13 protein-coding genes are annotated in these 18,266 nt (G+C 66.9%); 6 read left to right on the top strand and 7 right to left on the bottom strand.

What is annotated here, in order from left to right:
• The first annotated feature begins 27 nt into the window (after positions 1 to 27).
• A complete protein-coding gene (locus ACFRJ8_RS03310; RefSeq protein WP_377984727.1) occupies positions 28 to 1,650 on the top strand; it encodes an ArnT family glycosyltransferase in 1,623 nt (540 codons plus the stop codon).
• 25 nt (positions 1,651 to 1,675) lie between these two features.
• Positions 1,676 to 2,944, top strand: a complete 1,269-nt coding sequence (locus ACFRJ8_RS03315; RefSeq protein ID WP_377984728.1) for a glycosyltransferase — start codon at positions 1,676 to 1,678, stop codon at positions 2,942 to 2,944.
• An 18-nt stretch (positions 2,945 to 2,962) separates the two neighbouring features.
• Here the strand turns inward: ACFRJ8_RS03315 and ACFRJ8_RS03320 are convergent, their stop codons facing one another.
• Together ACFRJ8_RS03320 and aspS are read right to left on the bottom strand one after the other, a co-directional pair.
• Entirely contained in the window at positions 2,963 to 3,925 is a 963-nt protein-coding gene (locus ACFRJ8_RS03320) for a GNAT family N-acetyltransferase (RefSeq protein WP_377984729.1), read from the bottom strand.
• A gap of 101 nt (positions 3,926 to 4,026) precedes the next feature.
• Positions 4,027 to 5,817 (bottom strand): aspartate--tRNA ligase, encoded by a 1,791-nt coding sequence (aspS, locus tag ACFRJ8_RS03325; protein ID WP_377984730.1) that lies wholly within the window; start codon positions 5,815 to 5,817, stop codon positions 4,027 to 4,029.
• A 145-nt stretch (positions 5,818 to 5,962) separates the two neighbouring features.
• On the opposite strand from aspS, the gene ACFRJ8_RS03330 reads away from it, so the two are divergent.
• Positions 5,963 to 7,321, top strand: a complete 1,359-nt coding sequence (locus tag ACFRJ8_RS03330; RefSeq protein WP_377984731.1) for an APC family permease — start codon at positions 5,963 to 5,965, stop codon at positions 7,319 to 7,321.
• Here ACFRJ8_RS03330 and hisS read toward each other — a convergent pair.
• Positions 7,318 to 8,661 (bottom strand): histidine--tRNA ligase, encoded by a 1,344-nt coding sequence (gene hisS / locus ACFRJ8_RS03335; RefSeq protein WP_377984732.1) that lies wholly within the window; start codon positions 8,659 to 8,661, stop codon positions 7,318 to 7,320. The genes ACFRJ8_RS03330 and hisS overlap by 4 nt on opposite strands.
• A 277-nt stretch (positions 8,662 to 8,938) precedes the next feature.
• On the opposite strand from hisS, the gene ACFRJ8_RS03340 reads away from it, so the two are divergent.
• From ACFRJ8_RS03340 to ACFRJ8_RS03350, 3 genes are all read left to right on the top strand, one after another.
• Complete coding sequence (locus ACFRJ8_RS03340; protein ID WP_377984733.1) at positions 8,939 to 9,745, top strand: peptidylprolyl isomerase; 807 nt, start codon at positions 8,939 to 8,941, stop codon at positions 9,743 to 9,745.
• A 61-nt stretch (positions 9,746 to 9,806) separates the two neighbouring features.
• A complete protein-coding gene (locus ACFRJ8_RS03345) occupies positions 9,807 to 11,519 on the top strand; it encodes a DUF349 domain-containing protein (protein WP_377984734.1) in 1,713 nt (570 codons plus the stop codon).
• 110 nt (positions 11,520 to 11,629) lie between these two features.
• On the top strand, positions 11,630 to 12,295 hold the full coding sequence (locus ACFRJ8_RS03350) for a hypothetical protein (RefSeq protein WP_377984735.1): 666 nt from the start codon (positions 11,630 to 11,632) through the stop codon (positions 12,293 to 12,295).
• A gap of 58 nt (positions 12,296 to 12,353) precedes the next feature.
• On the opposite strand, the gene ACFRJ8_RS03355 is transcribed toward ACFRJ8_RS03350, so the two are convergent.
• The 4 genes from ACFRJ8_RS03355 to yajC all read right to left on the bottom strand — a co-directional run bounded on the left by ACFRJ8_RS03355 (position 12,354) and on the right by yajC (position 18,222).
• On the bottom strand, positions 12,354 to 14,672 hold the full coding sequence (locus ACFRJ8_RS03355; RefSeq protein ID WP_377985175.1) for a RelA/SpoT family protein: 2,319 nt from the start codon (positions 14,670 to 14,672) through the stop codon (positions 12,354 to 12,356).
• Positions 14,673 to 14,898: 226 nt separating this feature from the next.
• Entirely contained in the window at positions 14,899 to 15,918 is a 1,020-nt protein-coding gene (secF, locus tag ACFRJ8_RS03360) for a protein translocase subunit SecF (RefSeq protein WP_377984736.1), read from the bottom strand.
• Positions 15,919 to 17,694: a protein translocase subunit SecD gene (gene secD, locus ACFRJ8_RS03365; protein WP_377984737.1), complete on the bottom strand. Its 1,776-nt coding sequence runs from the start codon at positions 17,692 to 17,694 to the stop codon at positions 15,919 to 15,921.
• 105 nt (positions 17,695 to 17,799) lie between these two features.
• Positions 17,800 to 18,222, bottom strand: coding sequence for a preprotein translocase subunit YajC (gene yajC, locus ACFRJ8_RS03370; RefSeq protein WP_377985176.1), 423 nt, complete (start codon positions 18,220 to 18,222; stop codon positions 17,800 to 17,802).
• Between the last annotated feature and the right edge of the window lie 44 nt (positions 18,223 to 18,266).

Here is an 18,266-nt window from a genome sequence, read left to right on the forward strand (position 1 = left end):
TTTCAACGGCCCCCATAGGAGGCAGTCATGACAACCACGGAACTAAAACCCGATCAACCCGCGGCGCCGGCTCGCGAGCGGAGCGGAAGGGCCGAAAACGCGCCCAAACACCGCGGCACGGCGCACGGCGCCCCGTTCAACCTGAGGTACCTCGCGCTATGGGACAGGACGGCCATCGCTGCGCTGATGGTCGCCGCGGCCGTGCTCAGCCTGTGGAACCTCGACGGCGCGCCGAGCTACCAGGACGACGAAGGCACCTACACCTCCCAGGCCTTCGCCGTGCACTCGGGGACCCTGGCCCCCTACACCTACTGGTATGACCACCCGCCGCTGGGATGGATCCAGATAGCGGCACTGAACTGGCTGCCAAATCTGCTCGGGCTCGGCGACGGCACCACCATCGGTGCCACCAGGTACGTGATTTCGGTGTACTTCGTAGCCAGCGCGGTGCTGCTCTACATGGTGGCCCGCCGGCTGGCCATGCGTATTCCATTCGCGGCCCTGACCACTGTGCTCTTCATCCTGTCCCCGCTCTCCCTTGTGCTCGGGCGGCAGATCTACCTCGACAACATCGGTGTGCCCTGGCTCTTACTGGCGTTCTACCTTGCGTTGTCCTCGCGGGACGCGCTGTGGCACCACGTGGGAGCCGGGCTCTGTTTCGCGATCGCCGTGCTCTCCAAGGAAACCCTGTCCATCTTCGGCCCCGCCCTGCTGCTCGCCCTGATGTACCGGCCCAAATGGAGCAACCGGTCATTTTCGGTGGTCGGCTTCCTCACCGCCGGCGGGCTGCTGCTGGCCTTCTACCCGCTGTCGGCACTGCTTCGGAACGAGCTCCTTTCCGGTCCCGATCACGTCTCACTCCAGGACGCCCTCGCCTACCAGCTCCTGAACCGTTCCGGCTCCGGCACCATCTTCGAGGCCGGCTCCAGCCGCGCGGAGTTGCTCTCGGGCTGGCTCTACTTTGACAAGTACCTCATCGCTGCCGGACTGGCCGCCGCCGTCGTCTGCGTGCTGCGCCGGCAGTCCCGGATCCTCTTCATCGCCATCGCCTCCTTCGCCACACCGGTGGTGCTCGGCCAGGGCTATCTCCCCGCGATGTACATCATCGGTGTGATCCCGTTCCTCGCCCTGGCATGCGGGTCGGCCGTGGATATCACCTGGAGCGGCGTGGAAAGACTCGCCCGGCGCACGCCCGGCCTGACCCGGCCCCTGCGGGCGGCTTTCGTCGCCGTACTGTCGGCGTCTTTGCTCCTGATGTCGCTGCCGCAGTGGTTTGAACAGGACAGGACCCTCCTGACCGCCCAGACCAACTCCAACTGGCGCAGCGCCATGACCTGGGTCCAGGACAACGTCTCACGCAGCGAGGTGGTGCTCGCCCCCTACTCCATGTGGCACGACCTGAATTCAAGTGGGTGGAACAACGCCTGGACCATGATCGCCACCGAGAAGCCGGACCTCGACAAGCAGTTCGACATCGAACGGCCCGGCGGGTGGCGCGAAATCCGCTGGATCATCGTCGGCCCGTCCGTCACGGCCAACATCGACTCGCTGGGGCTGACCCGGGTGAAGACAGCCCTGCAGAATTCCGAGGAAGTCCAGACATTCGGCGAATGGAGCGTACACCGCGTCACCAATCCTCCGTCCAATTAGGACGCAGACCAACAGGACGGCAGTCATGAAACTTTCAGTCATCGTCCCCACGCGCAACGAGGCGCCCAACGTCCAACAATTGATCAGCCGGGCCGCCCAGGCCTGCCGCCACATCGACGCCGAACTCGTGTTCGTTGACGACTCAGCGGACAACACCCGGGACGTCATTGCCGCCGCCGCAGCGGCGGAACCAATGCGCATCAGGGTGATCCGCCGGGAGGCGCCCGCGGGCGGCCTGAGCGGAGCCGTCGTGGATGGCATGCGGTCCAGCGACGCCGAGTTCTGCATGGTGATGAGCGGCGATCTCCAACATCCGCCGGAACTCATCCCGGCCCTGCTCGCGGAGCTTGAAGACAACGACGCCGACATCGTGATCGCCTCGCGCTACGGGGCCGGCTGCAGTGGCCGCGGGCCGAGCGGGAGCAGTGGCGGCGGCCAGAACCGGGGCAGCGGCGGCGCCGTGGCCACCTGGTCCCGTCGTGTGATCTCTGCCGGTGCCACGCGCATCACGCTGTCACTGTTTCCCTTGCGGCTGCGGGGCTGTTCCGATCCCATGACCGGGTTCTTTGGCCTGCGGCGCTCCGCTATTGAGTGCAGCGCACTACGGCCCAGCGGGTTCAAGATCCTGCTGGAAATCCTGGCCCGGCACCAACTCAGGGTGTCCGAGGTTCCGTTCATGCCCGGGCCGCGGACCGCCGGGAAGTCCAAGGCGGGACTGGGCCAGGGGTTGCGATTCCTCCGGCAGCTGGGCGAGCTGCGCGCCGGAACGGCCTTTCTGTTTGCCGCCGTGGGGGCGGTCGGGGCCATGCTGAACCTTTTGATCATGGCCTTCCTGCTCTCCAACGGAACGCATTTCGTCGCGGCCGCCGTCGTGGCCGCGGAGGTCACCATTGTCTCGAACTTCCTCATGCAGGAAAACATTGTCTTCGGCACCCTGCCGCACAAGGCCAACGGCTTGCGGACCCGGTTCGGGCAATCGTTCTGTTTCAACAATCTGGAGGCCCTGGCCCGGCTTCCGGTCCTGATGCTGGCGGTGAACGTCCTGAACATCGACGCCGTCCTGGCGCAGGCCGCGACGCTCGTGGCGGCGTTCGTGGTGCGGTATTTGTACCACTCGAGGATTGTGTATTCGGCGGGGTCCGAGCGCACTCGCGGCGCCCCGACGGAGCTGGACAGCAAGGCCCTGGCGGACGGCGGGGGGTTCGCCCGCGGCCGCATCCGCCTCCGCAGCCTCTGGGGGCGTGGCCTCGGGACGCGCGGCCTCGGGGCTGGGCACGCCGGAGAGGGAACGTGACGCCTGCCGGACGGACGGCTAGCAGCCGGTCAGGTGCCGCTTCGGCCTGTCCTGCCGGTAGAGGTACCGGCCGGCTTCCCGGAAACCGGCGCGGGCGTACAAGCTCCGGGCACCGGCGTTGGATGCCATCACCAAAAGCCAGTACCCGGTCACGCCGCGGTTCCCGCCCTCACGCAGCAGTGCCCGGATGATCCGGCCGCCATGGCCCAGCCGCCGCGCATCCGGACGCGTGGCCATGCAGTACAGGCCACCCCACGAGGGTCCGGTTGGTCCTCCGGGCCCGGTGCCCGGCAAAGCGAGCCGCGCGACGGCGGCGGGCGCACCGCCGTCGTCCCGCACCAGGGCGTAAAGGGCCGGGCACCCGGCCAGGATGCGGCGCGCCACGGCGAGCTCGTCGGCTCCCCCGCGGCCGTCGACGCTCCACCACAGCTCCAGCCACTCCGCCGACGGTTCGGAGGAGATTTCCACGGCGGGGTCCCAGTCGCCTGAATTGGCGACGGCACCAGCGCCGGAACCTGCGCTGGGATCTGCGCTGGAGTCTGCCCTAGGATCTGCGCTGGAGTCTGCCCTAGGCACTGCCCCAGACCGACGGACCAGAACCAGGGTTTCGGACTGCCGGGTGAAACCCTCGTCATCGAGGACCGCCTGCAAGGCCGCCAGGCGCCGGCCGTCAAAGATCTGGAAGATCAGCGGAAGCCGGCGCTTCCGGTACCAAAGCCGCGCCTCCCGGAGTGCGGCGAGCTGCCGGTGCGGGTCGTCACCACCAAGATCGCGCGGCCAGACCGAGTTTGCCCGTTGCGTCACGCCGGAGGCCGCCCGCAGCACCCAGCCGCCGGATTCCTCCCGTTCCGCGGCCGGCCACGCGGCATCCATCAGCGCCTCCAGCCCCGGGACGGTTTCGGAGTAGGTTTCCGGACTGGCTTCGGGACTACCTCCAGGGCTCGATTCGGCGTCCGTTGCGGGGTGCGGGTTCAATGCCATCGAGGTTCTCTCCATCCGGAACGAATACGGCCGGTTATGACAGCAGCAGGGGCTCTCCGGTTGCCCGGGGAGCCCCTGCTGCTCATGCTGATGCTGCCGGCTTAGTTCTTGCCGTCCTCGGGCTTCTTCTTGGCAGCCTCCGGCTTGAAATCGACGCCGGCTTCCTTGCGCTGCTGCGCCGTGATGGGAGCGGGAGCCTGGGTCAGGGGGTCGTAGCCGCCGCCGGACTTCGGGAACGCGATGACGTCACGGATGGAATCCACGCCAGCCAGCAGGGCAACAACCCGGTCCCAGCCGAACGCGATGCCGCCGTGCGGAGGGGCGCCGAACTTGAAGCCCTCCAAGAGGAAGCCGAACTTGGTCTGCGCGTCTGCCTTGTCCAGGCCCATGAGCTCGAAGACCCGTTCCTGGACGTCGCGCTCGTGGATACGGATCGAGCCGCCGCCGATTTCGTTGCCGTTGCAGACGATGTCGTAGGCGTAGGACAGTGCCGACTCGGGATCCGTGTCGAAGGAATCCATGAACTCGGGCTTGGGCGAGGTGAACGCGTGGTGCACGGCGGTCCACTGCCCGGCGCCGACGGCGACGTCGCCGGAGGCAACCGCCGCGGCGGCCGGTTCGAACATCGGCGCGTCCACGACCCAGCAGAAGGCCCAGTCAGCCGGGTTGATGAGGCCGGTACGGTGGCCGATCTCCACACGGGCAGCGCCGAGAAGCGCACGGGACGGGGTCTTCTCGCCGGCTGCGAAGAAGATGCAGTCACCGGGCTCGGCACCGACGGCGTCGGCGAGGCCCGCACGCTCGGCGTCGGTGAGGTTCTTGGCGACGGGACCGGCGAGCTCGCCGTCTTCCTTGTACAGGACGTACGCCAGGCCCTTGGCGCCGCGCTGCTTGGCCCATTCCTGCCAGGCGTCGAGGGCTCGGCGGGCCTGGGAGGCGCCGCCGGGCATGACGACGGCACCGACGTAGGGCGCCTTGAAGACACCGAAGTTGGTGTCCTTGAAGAATTCGGTCAGCTCGGTGAGCTCCTGGCCGAAGCGCAGGTCCGGCTTGTCCGAGCCGTAGCGGGCCATGGCGTCGTGGTAAGTGATGCGCTGGATCGGCGTCGGAATCTCGACGTCGATCAGCTTCCACAGAGCTTTGACGATGTTCTCGCCCAGGCTGATGATGTCGTCCTGATCCACGAAGCTGGCCTCGATGTCCAGCTGCGTGAATTCCGGCTGGCGGTCCGCCCGGTAGTCCTCATCGCGGTAGCAGCGGGCAATCTGGTAGTACTTTTCGAAGCCGCCCACCTGCAGGAGCTGCTTGAACAGCTGCGGGGACTGCGGCAGCGCATACCAGGAACCGGGCGCGAGGCGTGCGGGGACCACAAAGTCGCGGGCGCCTTCCGGCGTCGAACGGGTCAGCGTGGGGGTTTCGATCTCCACGTAGCCGTCCTGGTGGAGCAGCTCGCGGGCCACGCGGTTGGCTTCCGAACGCAGGCGCAGGTTGCGGGCGGGGCCGGGGCGGCGCAGGTCCAGGTAGCGGTGCTTCAGGCGCGCTTCCTCGCCCACCTCAACGTGCTCGTCGATCTGGAACGGCAGCGGATCAGAGGTGTTGAGGATGGTGACCTTCTCGGCCATGACCTCGATCTCGCCGGTGGGAAGCGCCGGGTTCTCGTTGCCCGCGGGGCGCTGGGAGACCGTGCCGATAATCTGCAGCACGTACTCGTTGCGCAGGCCGTGGAAGACCTCTTCTTCGCGGACCACAACCTGGGCGACGCCGGACGCGTCGCGCAGGTCAACGAATGCGACACCACCGTGGTCACGACGCCGGCCGACCCAGCCGGCGAGGGTTACGGTTTGTCCAATGTGCTCGGAGCGAAGCGATCCGAGGTCATGTGTGCGCAGCACAGCATTCCTTTCAGCGGAAAATCAAAAGTGACGTTGAAAACGATGTTCAAGAAACCGTGTTCAAAAAAGCGATGTTCAAAACTCATTAGGATCGCTTCAGGAACGATCCCGTTTGAGTTTACCCGTTGGAAAGGCCCCTCCCGCCATGGCAACCCGGCACAACGGAACCCAGCCCGGTGACGGGCCAGCCCCGCAGCGGCCGCACCAGCGGCTGCAGCGCCGGCTCGGCGTGTTTGATTCCACGGCAATCGGCCTGGGTTCCATGCTCGGCGCCGGCGTGTTCGTCGTGTTCTCCCCCGCCGCCGCCCTGGCCGGGCAGCTGATGACCCTCGCCGTGGCCGTCGCCGGCGTCATCGCCTACTGCAACGCCGTCGCGTCGGCGCAGCTGGCGGCCAAATACCCTGCCAGCGGCGGTACCTATGTCTATGGGCGCCGGCAGCTGGGCGAGTGGCCCGGCTTCATTGCGGGCTGGGGATTTGTGACGGGCAAGACGGCGTCCTGCGCGGCGATGGCGCTGACGTTCGGGCACTACGTCGCGCCGGCCTACGCCACGCCACTGGCGGTCGCCGCCGTCGTGGTTCTCACCGGGGTTAACCTCCTCGGGATCACCCGGACCGCGCTGCTGACCAGGGTCCTGCTCGCCGTAGTGCTGGCCACGCTCGTCTTCGTCGCCGTGGCGTCGCTGCTGGGCCCGCACCCGGAGGGCGCCCCCGCGGTGTCGGCGGCACCGGCGTACCCTGCCGCGCCCGCCGGCGGCTGGGGCGTCCTGTCCGCGGCCGGGCTGATGTTCTTCGCCTTCGCGGGCTATGCACGGATCGCCACCCTGGGTGAGGAGGTCAAGGACCCGGCGCGCACCATCCCGCGGGCCATCCTGGCCGGGCTGGCCGGCGCCTTCGTGATCTACTTCGGCCTGGCCGCTGTGCTGCAATGGCACCTGCCGCCCCAGCAGCTGGCGGGTTCGACGGCGCCGCTGCTGGACGCGGTGGCAGTCTCGCAGCTCAGCGTCGGCCTTCCCTTCGTCCAGGCCGGGGCGGCGGCCGGCTGCCTGGGCGCGCTGCTGGCCCTGATCACCGGGGTCGGCAGGACCACCCTGGCGATGGCCCGGGAACGTGACCTGCCGGCCCCGCTGGCCAGGCTGGGCGGCACCCACACCGTCCCGGTGGTCGCGGAACTGGCCGTCGCCGCCGCCGTCGTCCTGCTGCTGAGCACCGACGTGATGACCGTGGTCGGATTTTCCAGCTTCGGGGTGCTGATCTATTACGCCGTGACCAACGCCGCGGCCTTCACCCTGTCCGGACGGCCCTGGCATGCGCCGCGCTGGCTCAATGTGCTGGGCTTCCTCGGCTGCCTGGTCCTGGCCGTCACCCTGCCGCCGGCCTCCATGCTGGTCATGGCGGGGGTACTGGCCGCCGGGTTGGCCGGGCGGTTCCTCGTCCTGCGGGTGCGCAGGAACCGGGAAAACACCAGGACTCCCCGAGCGAACAGGACTCCCGGGAACAACTAGCGCGCGGCGGTCACGCGCACGTGCAGGTCCTCCTCGGAGGGCATCCACGCGTCCGGGTCGGCGTCGTACTGCTCGCCCGTGCGGATGTCCTTGACCTGGTGCTTGCCGTCGTCGTCCGTGAACCAGACAAACGGAATGCCGCGCCGGTCGGCGAACTTGATCTGCTTGCCGAACTTCTCGGCCTTCGCGGCGACCTCCGTGGCGATGCCCCGGCCCCGCAGCTGCGCCGCGACATCCTGTGCCGCCCCCCAGCTGTCGTCGTTGTTCAGCGTCACCAGCACGGCGGTGGGCACGGAGCGCGTGGCCTTGGCAAGATCCTGGCTCAGGATCCGTGACACCAGGCGGGTCACACCGATGGAGAGGCCGACGCCGGGGAATTTGCGGTTGCCCTTGCTGGCCAGCGCGTCGTAGCGGCCGCCGGAGCAGATCGAGCCCAGCTGCTCGTGCCCCACCAGCACGGTTTCCACCACGGTGCCTGTGTAATAGTCCAGGCCGCGGGCGATGCTGAGATCGGCTACCACTCTTCCCGGGGCGTGCTGGACGGCCGCCGCAATGACTTGCTCCAGCTCGTTCAGGCCTTCCTCCAGCAGCTCATTGGTGACGCCCAGCGCCCGGACCTGCTCCACGAAGGACGTGTCCTGGGTACGGATGCTGGCGAGCTTCAGGGCGGCCTGCGCCTGATCGTCAGTGGCGCCGAGTTCCTCCTTGAGCAACTCGGCCACCTTCGCGGGCCCGACCTTCTCGAGTTTGTCGATGCTGCGCAGAACGCCCGCGGTGTCCGTGAGTCCGATCCCGGTGTAGAAGCCCTCGGCCAGTTTGCGGTTGTTGATCCGCAGCAGGAAATCGGGGATGGGCAGCGCATTGAGCGCCTCCGCGATCACGAGCGCGATTTCAACGTCGTAGCGGAACGGCAGCGCGCCGTCGCCGACGACGTCGATGTCCGCCTGGGTGAACTCCCGGGCCCGCCCCTCCTGGGGACGTTCGCCGCGCCAGACCTTCTGGATCTGGTAGCGGCGGAACGGGAAGGCCAGGTAGCCGGCGTTTTCCACGACGTACCGGGCGAAGGGCACGGTGAGGTCGAAGTGCAGTGCAAGGGCATGCGGGTCGGTGCGGGGCACCGTGTCCGCCTCCTCTTCCTGGAGCCGGCTCAGCCCGTAGACCTCTTTGTCGATTTCGCCCTTGCGCAGCAACTGGCCCACTGTTTCCACGGCGCGGGTCTCGATCGAGGAGAAACCATGGAGCTCGAACGTCCGGCGCAGCGTGTCCAGCACATGGAGTTCCACCAGCCGCTCCTCGGGAAGCCACTCGGGGAATCCTGACAGGGAGGCTGTGCGTGCCATGGTGAAATTTTCTCCTCTGGTTACTACTGCGGTATCTCGTTGCTACTGCAGTATCTTCGGGCACGGTCCCTACGCGGCATTCATCTGTCGAAACGTAACGAAGATAAGCGGCGGACCGGCCAGTCGTGCATAAACTGTGTGCGGCAGTCAGTTTATGCGTTCGGCGCCCGCTTCTTCCAACGGAGCCGGCCCCGGCGGGAGTGCCGGCAGCTTGCTGCTGCTACCGCAACGGCGCCTACGGCCCGGCACGGTAGCGGCCATACAACCAGGAGGACCTTTGGCGGCCAGTTCACGCAGCGCACGCGAGGCGAAGCGTCGCGTCCAGCAGATGGAGGCCAGGCGCGGCCTGCGCCGGGACCAGGACAAGCGCCGCAGGCGCGACAACGTCCTGGCCATCAGTGCCGGCGCCGCGGCGATCGGCCTGGCCCTGGTCCTGCAGCTCACCATCTTCGCCTCCAACCCCACCGAGGAAGAGTTCGCGGCGGTGCAGGAGGGGCTCCAGAGCCCGTCAGCGTCCGCCACACCGACAGCTGCCCCCACCAATGCCGCGAACATCCCCAAGCCGGAAACCGCCGCAGGGAAGACCTTCACGGGCGAACTCAAGCTGAACCGCGGCGCGCTCGGCGTCGAACTCGATGGCACGAAGGCCCCGCAGGCCGCGGCGGTCTTCAAATCCCTCGCCGACCAAAACTTCTACAAGGGCCTCAGCTGCCACCGGCTGACCACTGCAGAGAACTTTGGCGTCCTGCAGTGCGGTTCCAAGGCCGGAGACGGCAGCAGCGACCCGAGCTACATGTGGGGCCCGCTGGAAAACACCCCGGCGGACAACAAATACCCCGCCGGAACGATCGCCGTGGCCCGGGCCAGCGGGAACGCCAACAGCAACGGCACGCAGTTCTTCGTTGTGTACAAGGACACCGTCATTCCGGCGGATGCCGCCGGCGGCTACACGGTGGTGGGCAAGGTGACCTCGGGGCTCGACGTGGTGAGCGGGATTGCCGCCGCCGGACTGAAGCCCGGCGCCAACGCCACCGACGGCGCACCTGCGGAACCAGTCACGATAGACTCGTTCTCACTGAAGTAACCAGCTGCGGCCCTGAAGGCCGTGGTCCCGGTATTTCCCTCCAAGCGAAAGACTTCTAGCGGTGACAGACAGTCAGAAATCCGACGAAACATTGGCAACAGCAGCTGCCAACGAAACCGAAGCCGAGGCAACCCCTGCCGAGAATGCAGGTGCTGCAGTAGACGCTGCCGGCGAGACTGCGGCAGCCCCGGCCGCCGCAGACGACGCCGTACCCGCGGAACGCGCTGAAGCGGCGGAGCCCGCCGAGGCCAGCGAGCCCGCAGAGCCCACTGAGGCAGCGGCGCCCGAAGCGCCCGCCGAGGCAGCAGCGGCGGAGACGCCAGAAGCAGCAGCGGCGGAGACGCCAGCCGAACCGGCCGCCGAGCCTGTTGCTAAAGCCGAGGCTCCTGCTGCTCCGGCGCCGGCCCCCTCTTCGGCCGCGCGTCCCGCGCCGAGCCCGGCAGCGTTTGCTGCCCGGCCGAAGGCCAAGCCGTCTTCGGCCGCCCCGGCTCCCGCGCCGGTGGCAGTGTCCTCCGCAGCCTCACTGGCGGAAGCAGCCCGCTGGGGCCGTGTTGAAGGCGACGGCCATGTCTTCCTGACCGTTGACGGCACGGAATACCCCGTCGGCCAGTACCCGGGAGTCAGCGCCGACGAGGCCCTGGGCTACTTTGCCCGGAAGTTCGACGACGTCGTGGCCCAGATCGTCCTGCTGGAACAGCGCGTGAGTTCTAAGGCCCCCACCGCGGACATGCAGAAGACCGTCACGCACCTGCGCGAGCAGCTCGCCGAGCGGAACATGGTGGGCGACTTCCGCTCCGCCGAGGCCCGGCTGGACGCACTGGTGACGCAGATCGGCGAGCTTGAAAAGGCTGAGAAGGCCGAGCACGACGCCGTTCGCGCCGCCGAGCTTGCCGCCCGCGAGGCCATCGTGGCCGAGGCAGAGGAAATTGCCGGCCACGATCCCGCACAGATCCAGTGGAAGACCTCCAGCGCGCGGATGAACGAACTGTTCGAGAGCTGGAAGACCGCTCAGAAGAGTGGAGTCCGGCTGGGCCGCAGCAACGAGGACGCGTTGTGGAAGCGGTTCCGTGCCGCCCGCACGGTGTTTGACCGGCACCGCCGCGCCTACTTCTCCCAGCTGGACAGCACCAATTCGGCAGCCAAGGCTGCAAAAGAGAAGCTGATCGCCGAAGCCGAGGCACTTTCTTCCTCAACCGACTGGGGCTTTGCCGCCGGCGAGTACCGCCGCCTGATGGACGAGTGGAAGGCTTCCCCGCGCGCCAGCCGCAAGGACGACGACGCCCTGTGGGCCCGCTTCCGCGCCGCCCAGGACGTCTTCTTCACCAACCGGCAGGCAGCCAACGACGAGATCGACCAGGAATACGGTGCCAACCTGGTGGTGAAGGAAGCGCTCCTGGTGGAGGCCAACGAGCTCCTGCCGATCAAGGACCTTTCGGCGGCCAAGAAGGCGCTGCAGTCCATCCGGGACCGCTGGGAAGAAGCCGGCAAGGTTCCGCGCGCCGACATGGGCCGCGTCGAAGCTGGCCTGCGGAAGGTGGAGGACGCCGTCCGCCAGGCCGAGGACGAAAACTGGAAGCGCTCCAACCCGGAGACGAAGGCGCGCACCAACAGCGCCTTGACCCAGCTCGAAACCGCCATTGCCGGTCTCAAGGAAGACCTGGCCAAGGCGGAGAAGGCCGGCGACGAGCGCAAGATCAAGGCAGCCCGGGAGGCCCTTGAGGCACGCCAGGCCTGGCTCGAGCAGCTCGAGCGCTCAGCGAGCGAGCTCTCCTAGGCACGCGGCACACCAGAAAGTCAGTCCAGGCCCCGTTTCGGTTATCCACATGACCGGAATGGGGCTTGTTCCATGTCCGGGGAACCCGGAACGATGGCGGGATGGTACACATGCCCCGCGCTCCCGCCGGACTTTCCGGGCCGCCTGGTTCGGGCCAGCGGGGTTCGGGCCAGCGCGCTCCGGGACCGGGGCCGGAGCACTGCGAGCTCTACTCCCCCGGCGCACTGTTCTCCTGGCCGGAGCTGCAGTCGATGGCCGCCGACGGCGTGCTGACGCAGCTGTATCAGCGGGGCTACCTGCCACCCGGCGCGCATGCCAGTCCGCAGCTGCGCGCCCGCGCCGCGTCCCTGGCAGTGGCGCCGGCGATCCGGCAGCGGGTCGTGGCGGGACGAATGACCGCGGCCTGGATCTACGGTTGCGCCGCCGAGCCGGACCGTCTGGCGCTGCTGGTTGACGCCAACCGGCGGATTTCCAGTCTGAGGTCAGTGCGCGGCTGCACCTTCCACGAAGTTCGGCTGGGGCCGTTCGACGTCGTGAGCATGGGAGGCCTGATGGTGTCCAGCCCGCTGCGCACGGCCGTGGACGTGGCGTTGCATGTGGAAGCTGAGCGGGCCGTGCCGGCTCTCAAGGCGCTACTGGCCCGTCCCGAGCTGGGCGTACGTCTCCGGCTGCTCAGGGTTGCGGTCGAAGCCAGCCCGCGCGTTCCGCACAAACGGGCGGCGCTGGCGAAGCTCGCCGCACTCGTCGCACAGCCGCCGCCCGATGCGGCCGGCTAGCGGGGCTGGGTGCCGTGGCGCGAACAGGGCCAGGCCACACGGGCCGGACTGGGCCCGGCTAACTGCGGCGGCGGTTCCCGGTGGTGCGGTACACATCGAAGACGCCGTCAATCCTGCGGACTGCACTGAGCACATGGCTGAGGTACTTGGGATCGCCCATCTCGAACGCAAACTTCGAGATCGCCACGCGGTCCGTGGACGTGTGGACACTGGCCGCCAGGATGTTGACGTGGTTTTCCGACAGTACGCGGGTGACGTCGGAAAGCAGCGACTTGCGGTCCAGCGCTTCGACCTGGATCTCCACGAGGAAGACGCTCGCCTGTGTGGGCGCCCAGTCCACTTCCACAATCCTGTCCGGCTGACCCATCAGACCGCTAACGTTCGTGCAGTCCGTCCGGTGCACGGAGACGCCGGAGCCGCGCGTGACGAAGCCAAGGATCGGGTCCGGCGGCACCGGCGTGCAGCACCGGGCCAGCTTCACCCAGACATCGTCCACGCCGCGGACAACTACGCCGGAATCGGAGAATCGGGCCTTGCTGACCTGGGTGGGAATGGAGACTTCGGTGAGGGCGTCGTCCGGGTGCTCGTTTCCGCCGAGGCTCTCCACCAGGCGTTCCATAACGGACTGCGCGGAGGTATGGCCGTCGCCCACGCCGGCGTAGAGCCCGGAGATGTCGGCATACTTGAAGTCCTCAGCGATCGCAGCGAGGGCGTCGTGGGTCATGAGCCGCTGCAGCGGGAGGTTTTGCTTCCGCATCGCCTTGGTCAGCAGGTCCTTACCGCGGTCAATCGCTTCCTCGCGGCGTTCCTTGCTGAACCATTGCCTGATCTTGTTCCGGGCCCGGGCGCTCTTGACGAAGTGCTGCCAGTCCTGGCTGGGACCGGCGCCTTCAGCCTTGGAGGTGAAGATCTCCACCCAGTCGCCGTGGTTCAGTTCGCTGTTGAGCGGAACGAGCTTGCCGTTGACGCGCGCGCCGATCGTCCGGTGGCCCACCTCGGTGTGCACGGCATAGGCGAAGTCCACGGGCGTGGACCCGGCAGGCAGGGCCATGACCTCACCCTTGGGGGTGAAGACGAACACTTCGCGGGCGTTGATTTCAAAGCGCAGGGAGTCAAGGAACTCGCCGGGGTCCGACGTCTCCTGCTGCCAGTCCACGAGGGAGCGCAGCCAGCCCATGTCGCCGTCGCGGGGGCTGCCGGGGCCGGCGGCCGTCCGGTTCGGCTGGTCCTTGTACTTCCAGTGCGCGGCGACGCCGTACTCGGCCCGCCGGTGCATTTCGTGGGTGCGGATCTGGATTTCCACCGGCTTGCCGCCAGGACCGATCACCGTCGTGTGCAGCGACTGGTACATGTTGAACTTGGGCATTGCGATGTAGTCCTTGAACCGCCCGGGCAGGGGGTTCCAGCGCGAGTGCATCGCGCCCAGGGCCGCATAACAGTCCCGGACTGAATCAACCAGGACGCGGACGCCCATGAGGTCGTTGATGTCGTCAAAGTCTTTGTCGCGGACGATCATCTTCTGGTAGATCGAGTAGTAGTGCTTTGGCCGTCCGGTGATGGTGGCCTTGATCTTCGCCGCCCGGAGGTCCTCGGTGATCTGGTTGCGGATGACCGACAGGTTCTTTTCCCGCTCCGGGGTCCGGTCCCCCACCATCCGCACGATTTCCTCGTACACTTTGGGATACAGAGCAGCGAAGGACAGGTCCTCCAGCTCCCATTTGATGGTGTTCATGCCGAGCCGGTGGGCCAGAGGCGCGAAGATCTCCAGGGTTTCGCGCGCCTTGCGGGCCGAGGACTCAGCCGAGACGAAGCGCCACGTGCGGGCATTATGGAGACGGTCGGCGAGTTTGATCATCAGGACGCGGATGTCCTTGGCCATGGCCACGACCATCTTGCGCACGGTCTCGGACTGGGCCGCCTCACCGAAGCTGACCTTGTCCAGTTTGGTGACGCCGTCCACCAGCATGGCCACTTCGGGGCCGAACTCGGCCTTCAGGTCGGCCAGAGTGTAGGAGGTGTCCTCGACGGTGTCGTGCAGCAGGGCTGCGGCCAGGGTGGTGCCGCTGAGGCCGAGTTCGGCGAGAATGGTGGCCACCGCCACCGGGTGGGTAATGTACGGGTCCCCACTCTTGCGCTTCTGGCCCCGGTGGCAGCGCTCGGCCACCACGAAGGCGCGCTGGATGAGGTCGAAATCCTCTTTGGGGTTGTTGGCACGGACCGTGCGCAGCAACGGCTCCAGGATCGGCGAGTACGCCGGGGCACCGCGGCCGGTCAGCCGGGCAAGGCGCGACCTCGTGCGTTCGCGCCGGCCAGGAAACGTCGGTCGGGCGTGCGAATTGTCGACCTGTACGGGAACATCGGGACGTCCGGGAACCACCAGGTCAGTCTGAGAACCCTGGCCTTGGCCCTTGTCCGCAGGTGCCTCCGGCACCGGCGTCGAACGTTCTTCCAATGGAGCACCTCTCGCGACCGGTCAATTATTCAAGTGTATTCCCGCAGCAGGATACTTTTGTAACCGGCCGGAGTACGGCGACGGGCCGGAGGCCGTCGAAATGGACGGTCTCCGGCCCGTCTGCTGGGCTGGCTAACGGAAGTGGCGGAGCTCAGGCCGTAGCGGGCGACGCCGCCGATGTGGCCTTGGCTGCCGCTTCTGCGCGCCTCTGTTCGACCCGCTTGGCCTGCTTGACCAGGTCAGGTTCGCCCTGCCGCAACGCGGCGTACAGCGGCGCCGCAATGAAGATTGTCGCGGCCGTGCCCACCAGGATGCCCACGAACAGCGCCAGGGACAGGTCCCGCAGCGTTCCGGCACCGAGCAACCCGGCACCGATGAAGAGGATCGCGCCGACCGGCAGGATGGCCACCACCATGGTGTTGATGGACCGGACCAAGGTCTGGTTGATGGCGAGGTTGACCTCTTCGGCGAAGGTGCGCCGGGTGGAGGCTTGGATGTCCGCGGTGTTCTCCCGGATCTTGTCGAACACCACCACGGTGTCGTACAGCGAATAGCTGAGCACCGTGAGGAAGCCGATGATGGCCGACGGCGTCACCTCGAAGTCACTGAGGCCGTAAATACCGGCGGTCATGAACATCGTGACCGCCATGCCGACCAGTGCCGAGAGCGACATCTTCCAAGTCCGGAAGTAGAGCGCCATCAGCACAGCGGCCAGGCCCACAAAGATTGCCAGGCCCATCAGTGCCTGCTTCGTGACGTCCGCACCCCAGGTGGGGCCGACGAACGTTGAGGTGACCTCGTTATCCGTGACGCCGTAGGCCTTGGTGAGGCCGTCCTTGATCTGCAGCGTCTCATCGTCGGAGAGCTTGTCCGTCTGGATGCGCATGGTGGTGCCGGCAACGTTAGCCACACGCGGAACGGATCCCGCCACGACGTCATTGACGGCCTTCTCGCCGAGGGACGCATCGGTTGTCTTGACGTTGGAGACGGTGAATTCGGAGCCGCCGCGGAACTCGATGCCGAGGTTGAAACCACCCTTGGCGACCGGGATCAGGATTGAGAGGGCGACGGCGATCCCGGCAATCAGGAACCACAGTTTCCTCTTGCCGACGAAGTTGTACGAGCGCTTGCCCGAGTACAGCTCATTGCCGAACGTTGAGAAGTTGACCATTTACTTGCCCTCCTTGGACGCGCTCTTGGAGGTACCGGCGAGCTGTGCCTGTTTTGCCTGGTCCTGCTTTTCGGCGAGACGGCGTTCTGCGATGGTCATCCGGCGTTCTGCCTCGGCGGCGGCGCCGGTGTTCTTCGCGCGCACCACTGCCACGGGCTTGTCCTCCGGGGTGCGGACCCGGCCGGCACCCCGGTACAGCGGGACGGCACCCAGGCGCTTCGGGTCCAGACCCGAGAACCTGTGGCCTTCGCCGAAGAACTTGGTCCGTGCCAGCAGCTGCAGGGTGGGATGGGTGAACATGAACACCACGATGAGGTCGGCAATCGCGGTGAGGCCAAGGGTGAACGCGAAGCCGCGGACGTTGCCCACCGCCACGAAGAACAGCACGACGGCGGCGAGGAGGTTGACGGCCTTGGAGGCGAGGATGGTGCGTTTGGCCCGCTTCCAGCCGTTTTCCACAGCCGAGACGAGGCCGCGGCCCTCGCGGAGCTCATCACGGATGCGTTCGAAGTAGACGATGAACGAGTCCGCTGTCTGGCCGATGGCCACGATCAGGCCTGCGACACCGGCGAGCGACAGCCGGTAGTTTTCGGTCCAGCCGAGGATGGCGATGGCCAGGAACGTCAGCACCCCGGCGATCACGAGCGATGCCACGGTCACGAGGCCAAGGGCGCGGTACTGGAACAGCGAGTAGACCACAACCAGCAGGAGGCCGATCAGGCCGGCCAGCATGCCCATGCGGAGCTGTTCCCCGCCGAGGGTTGCCGAGATCTGCTGTTCGCTCTGGATTTCGAAACTGATCGGCAGTGCACCGAAACGGAGCTGGTCGGAGAGGGCCTTGGCCGATTCCTCGGTGAAGCCGCCGGTGATCTGCGGCCGGCCGTCGGTGATGACGGCGAGGGAACGCGGGGCGGAGATGACCTGGTCGTCCAGGACGATGGCGAACTGGGCCTTGGGATCCGAGCCGGTCTGGCCGCCGCCGGCGGCGTAGAACTGGTACAGGCGCTCGGTGACTTCCTTGAACTTGGCAGTGCCCTGGTCGTCGAACTGGATATTGACGGCCCATTCGTTGGTCACGGCGCCCTGGGCGCCGCGCTGCAGCTGGAACGAGGAGGACTTGATGTTCGAGCCCTTTACTTCAACCGGACCAAGGATGTACTTGATGGCCGGCGAGTTGGCCGACGCCGGCTCACAGGTCACCAGCGGCTTGGTCGGATCGGAGCGCTGCTGCTTGTCCTGGGAGGGGTTGTCGCAGTCGAGCGCCTCGAACTGCTTGTAAATCTCGGGGGTAACCCAGTTCTCGTCGCTGCTGTTGGCGGGTGCCGCCGTCGGCTTCGGCAGCTGGGCCTCCGGGGTCCGGGACGCAGCGGGGACGGCTGCGCCGGGGCCAGTCTGGATAACCGGGCGGAAGTTCATGTCGGCGGAGGCCTGGATCAGCGCACGGGTTTCCTTGGCAGGAGTACCCGGGAGGCTGACGACGACGTTGCGGCCGGACTGGGTGCTGATTTCCGCTTCCGCGACACCGGAGCCGTCCACGCGCTGGCGGATGATCGCCACGGCCTGGTTGAGCTGGTCTTCGGTAATACCCGAACCGCCCTCAACCTTGGGCGCCAGGATCATCTGGGTGCCGCCTTCAAGGTCCAGAGCGAGCTTTGGAGCCCAGCCCGCCTGGCCGGCAATCGTGCCGCCTGCCAGGACAGCAGTCATGGCGGCGATGAGTACGCCGAGCCAGACCAGCATCCTGATGGCTGAGTATTTGGGGCCAGTTCGTGCCATTGTCGATCTTTCTATTATTTACGGCGGATCCGCCGGCGCGGGCTCTTGGCCCCCGCCGACGGATGCCCGCAACCGTTGCTTCGCGGGATAGCTCAGTTAGGCAGACTAGCTGTCTTTTTTGCCTTCGTCGTTGAGGCGGCGCAGGGTTTCCTCCGGAGTTTCAATGCGCGGTGCGTCTTGGACAGGAGTGCTGCCATCCGTGCTCTCAGCGCCCAGCTTGTCAGTGGTCAGCGACGAAGCGTCATCGGGAACAACCGACGGCTCCTCGGCCGCGACAACCGGCTCCACAATTTTGGTGACGGCCTGGCGGTGCACGGTGGCGGTGTTCCCCGGGGAAAGCTCAAGAGTGACCTTGTTCTCGGCCTCATCGATGTTGACGATCCGGCCGAACAGCCCGAAGCTCGTCATGACCTCCACCCCGGGCTCAAACTTGGACTGAAGCTGGGCCTGCTGCTGCTGGGTCTTCTTGTTGCGGCGGAACATCATGAAGACGAAAAGTCCGAGCAGGACGAAAAGGAGAATCGTCATGATGTCGATGCCGCCGCCGGCCTGCGGCTGGGTCTGGGCAGAAA

This window comes from Arthrobacter sp. NPDC056886, from assembly GCF_042788715.1.
In the GTDB taxonomy this organism is placed as follows: Bacteria; Actinomycetota; Actinomycetes; order Actinomycetales; family Micrococcaceae; genus Arthrobacter.

What these genes read in the sequence shown, in the direction of transcription:
- hisS (WP_377984732.1), bottom strand. Translation starts at nt 8,661, where the DNA reads ATGGCACGCACAGCCTCCCTGTCAGGATTCCCCGAGTGGCTTCCCGAG.
- ACFRJ8_RS03350 (WP_377984735.1), top strand. Translation starts at nt 11,630, where the DNA reads ATGCCCCGCGCTCCCGCCGGACTTTCCGGGCCGCCTGGTTCGGGCCAG.
- ACFRJ8_RS03315 (WP_377984728.1), top strand. Translation starts at nt 1,676, where the DNA reads ATGAAACTTTCAGTCATCGTCCCCACGCGCAACGAGGCGCCCAACGTC.
- secD (WP_377984737.1), bottom strand. Translation starts at nt 17,694, where the DNA reads ATGGCACGAACTGGCCCCAAATACTCAGCCATCAGGATGCTGGTCTGG.
- yajC (WP_377985176.1), bottom strand. Translation starts at nt 18,222, where the DNA reads ATGACGATTCTCCTTTTCGTCCTGCTCGGACTTTTCGTCTTCATGATG.
- secF (WP_377984736.1), bottom strand. Translation starts at nt 15,918, where the DNA reads ATGGTCAACTTCTCAACGTTCGGCAATGAGCTGTACTCGGGCAAGCGC.
- ACFRJ8_RS03330 (WP_377984731.1), top strand. Translation starts at nt 5,963, where the DNA reads ATGGCAACCCGGCACAACGGAACCCAGCCCGGTGACGGGCCAGCCCCG.
- ACFRJ8_RS03320 (WP_377984729.1), bottom strand. Translation starts at nt 3,925, where the DNA reads ATGGCATTGAACCCGCACCCCGCAACGGACGCCGAATCGAGCCCTGGA.
- ACFRJ8_RS03310 (WP_377984727.1), top strand. Translation starts at nt 28, where the DNA reads ATGACAACCACGGAACTAAAACCCGATCAACCCGCGGCGCCGGCTCGC.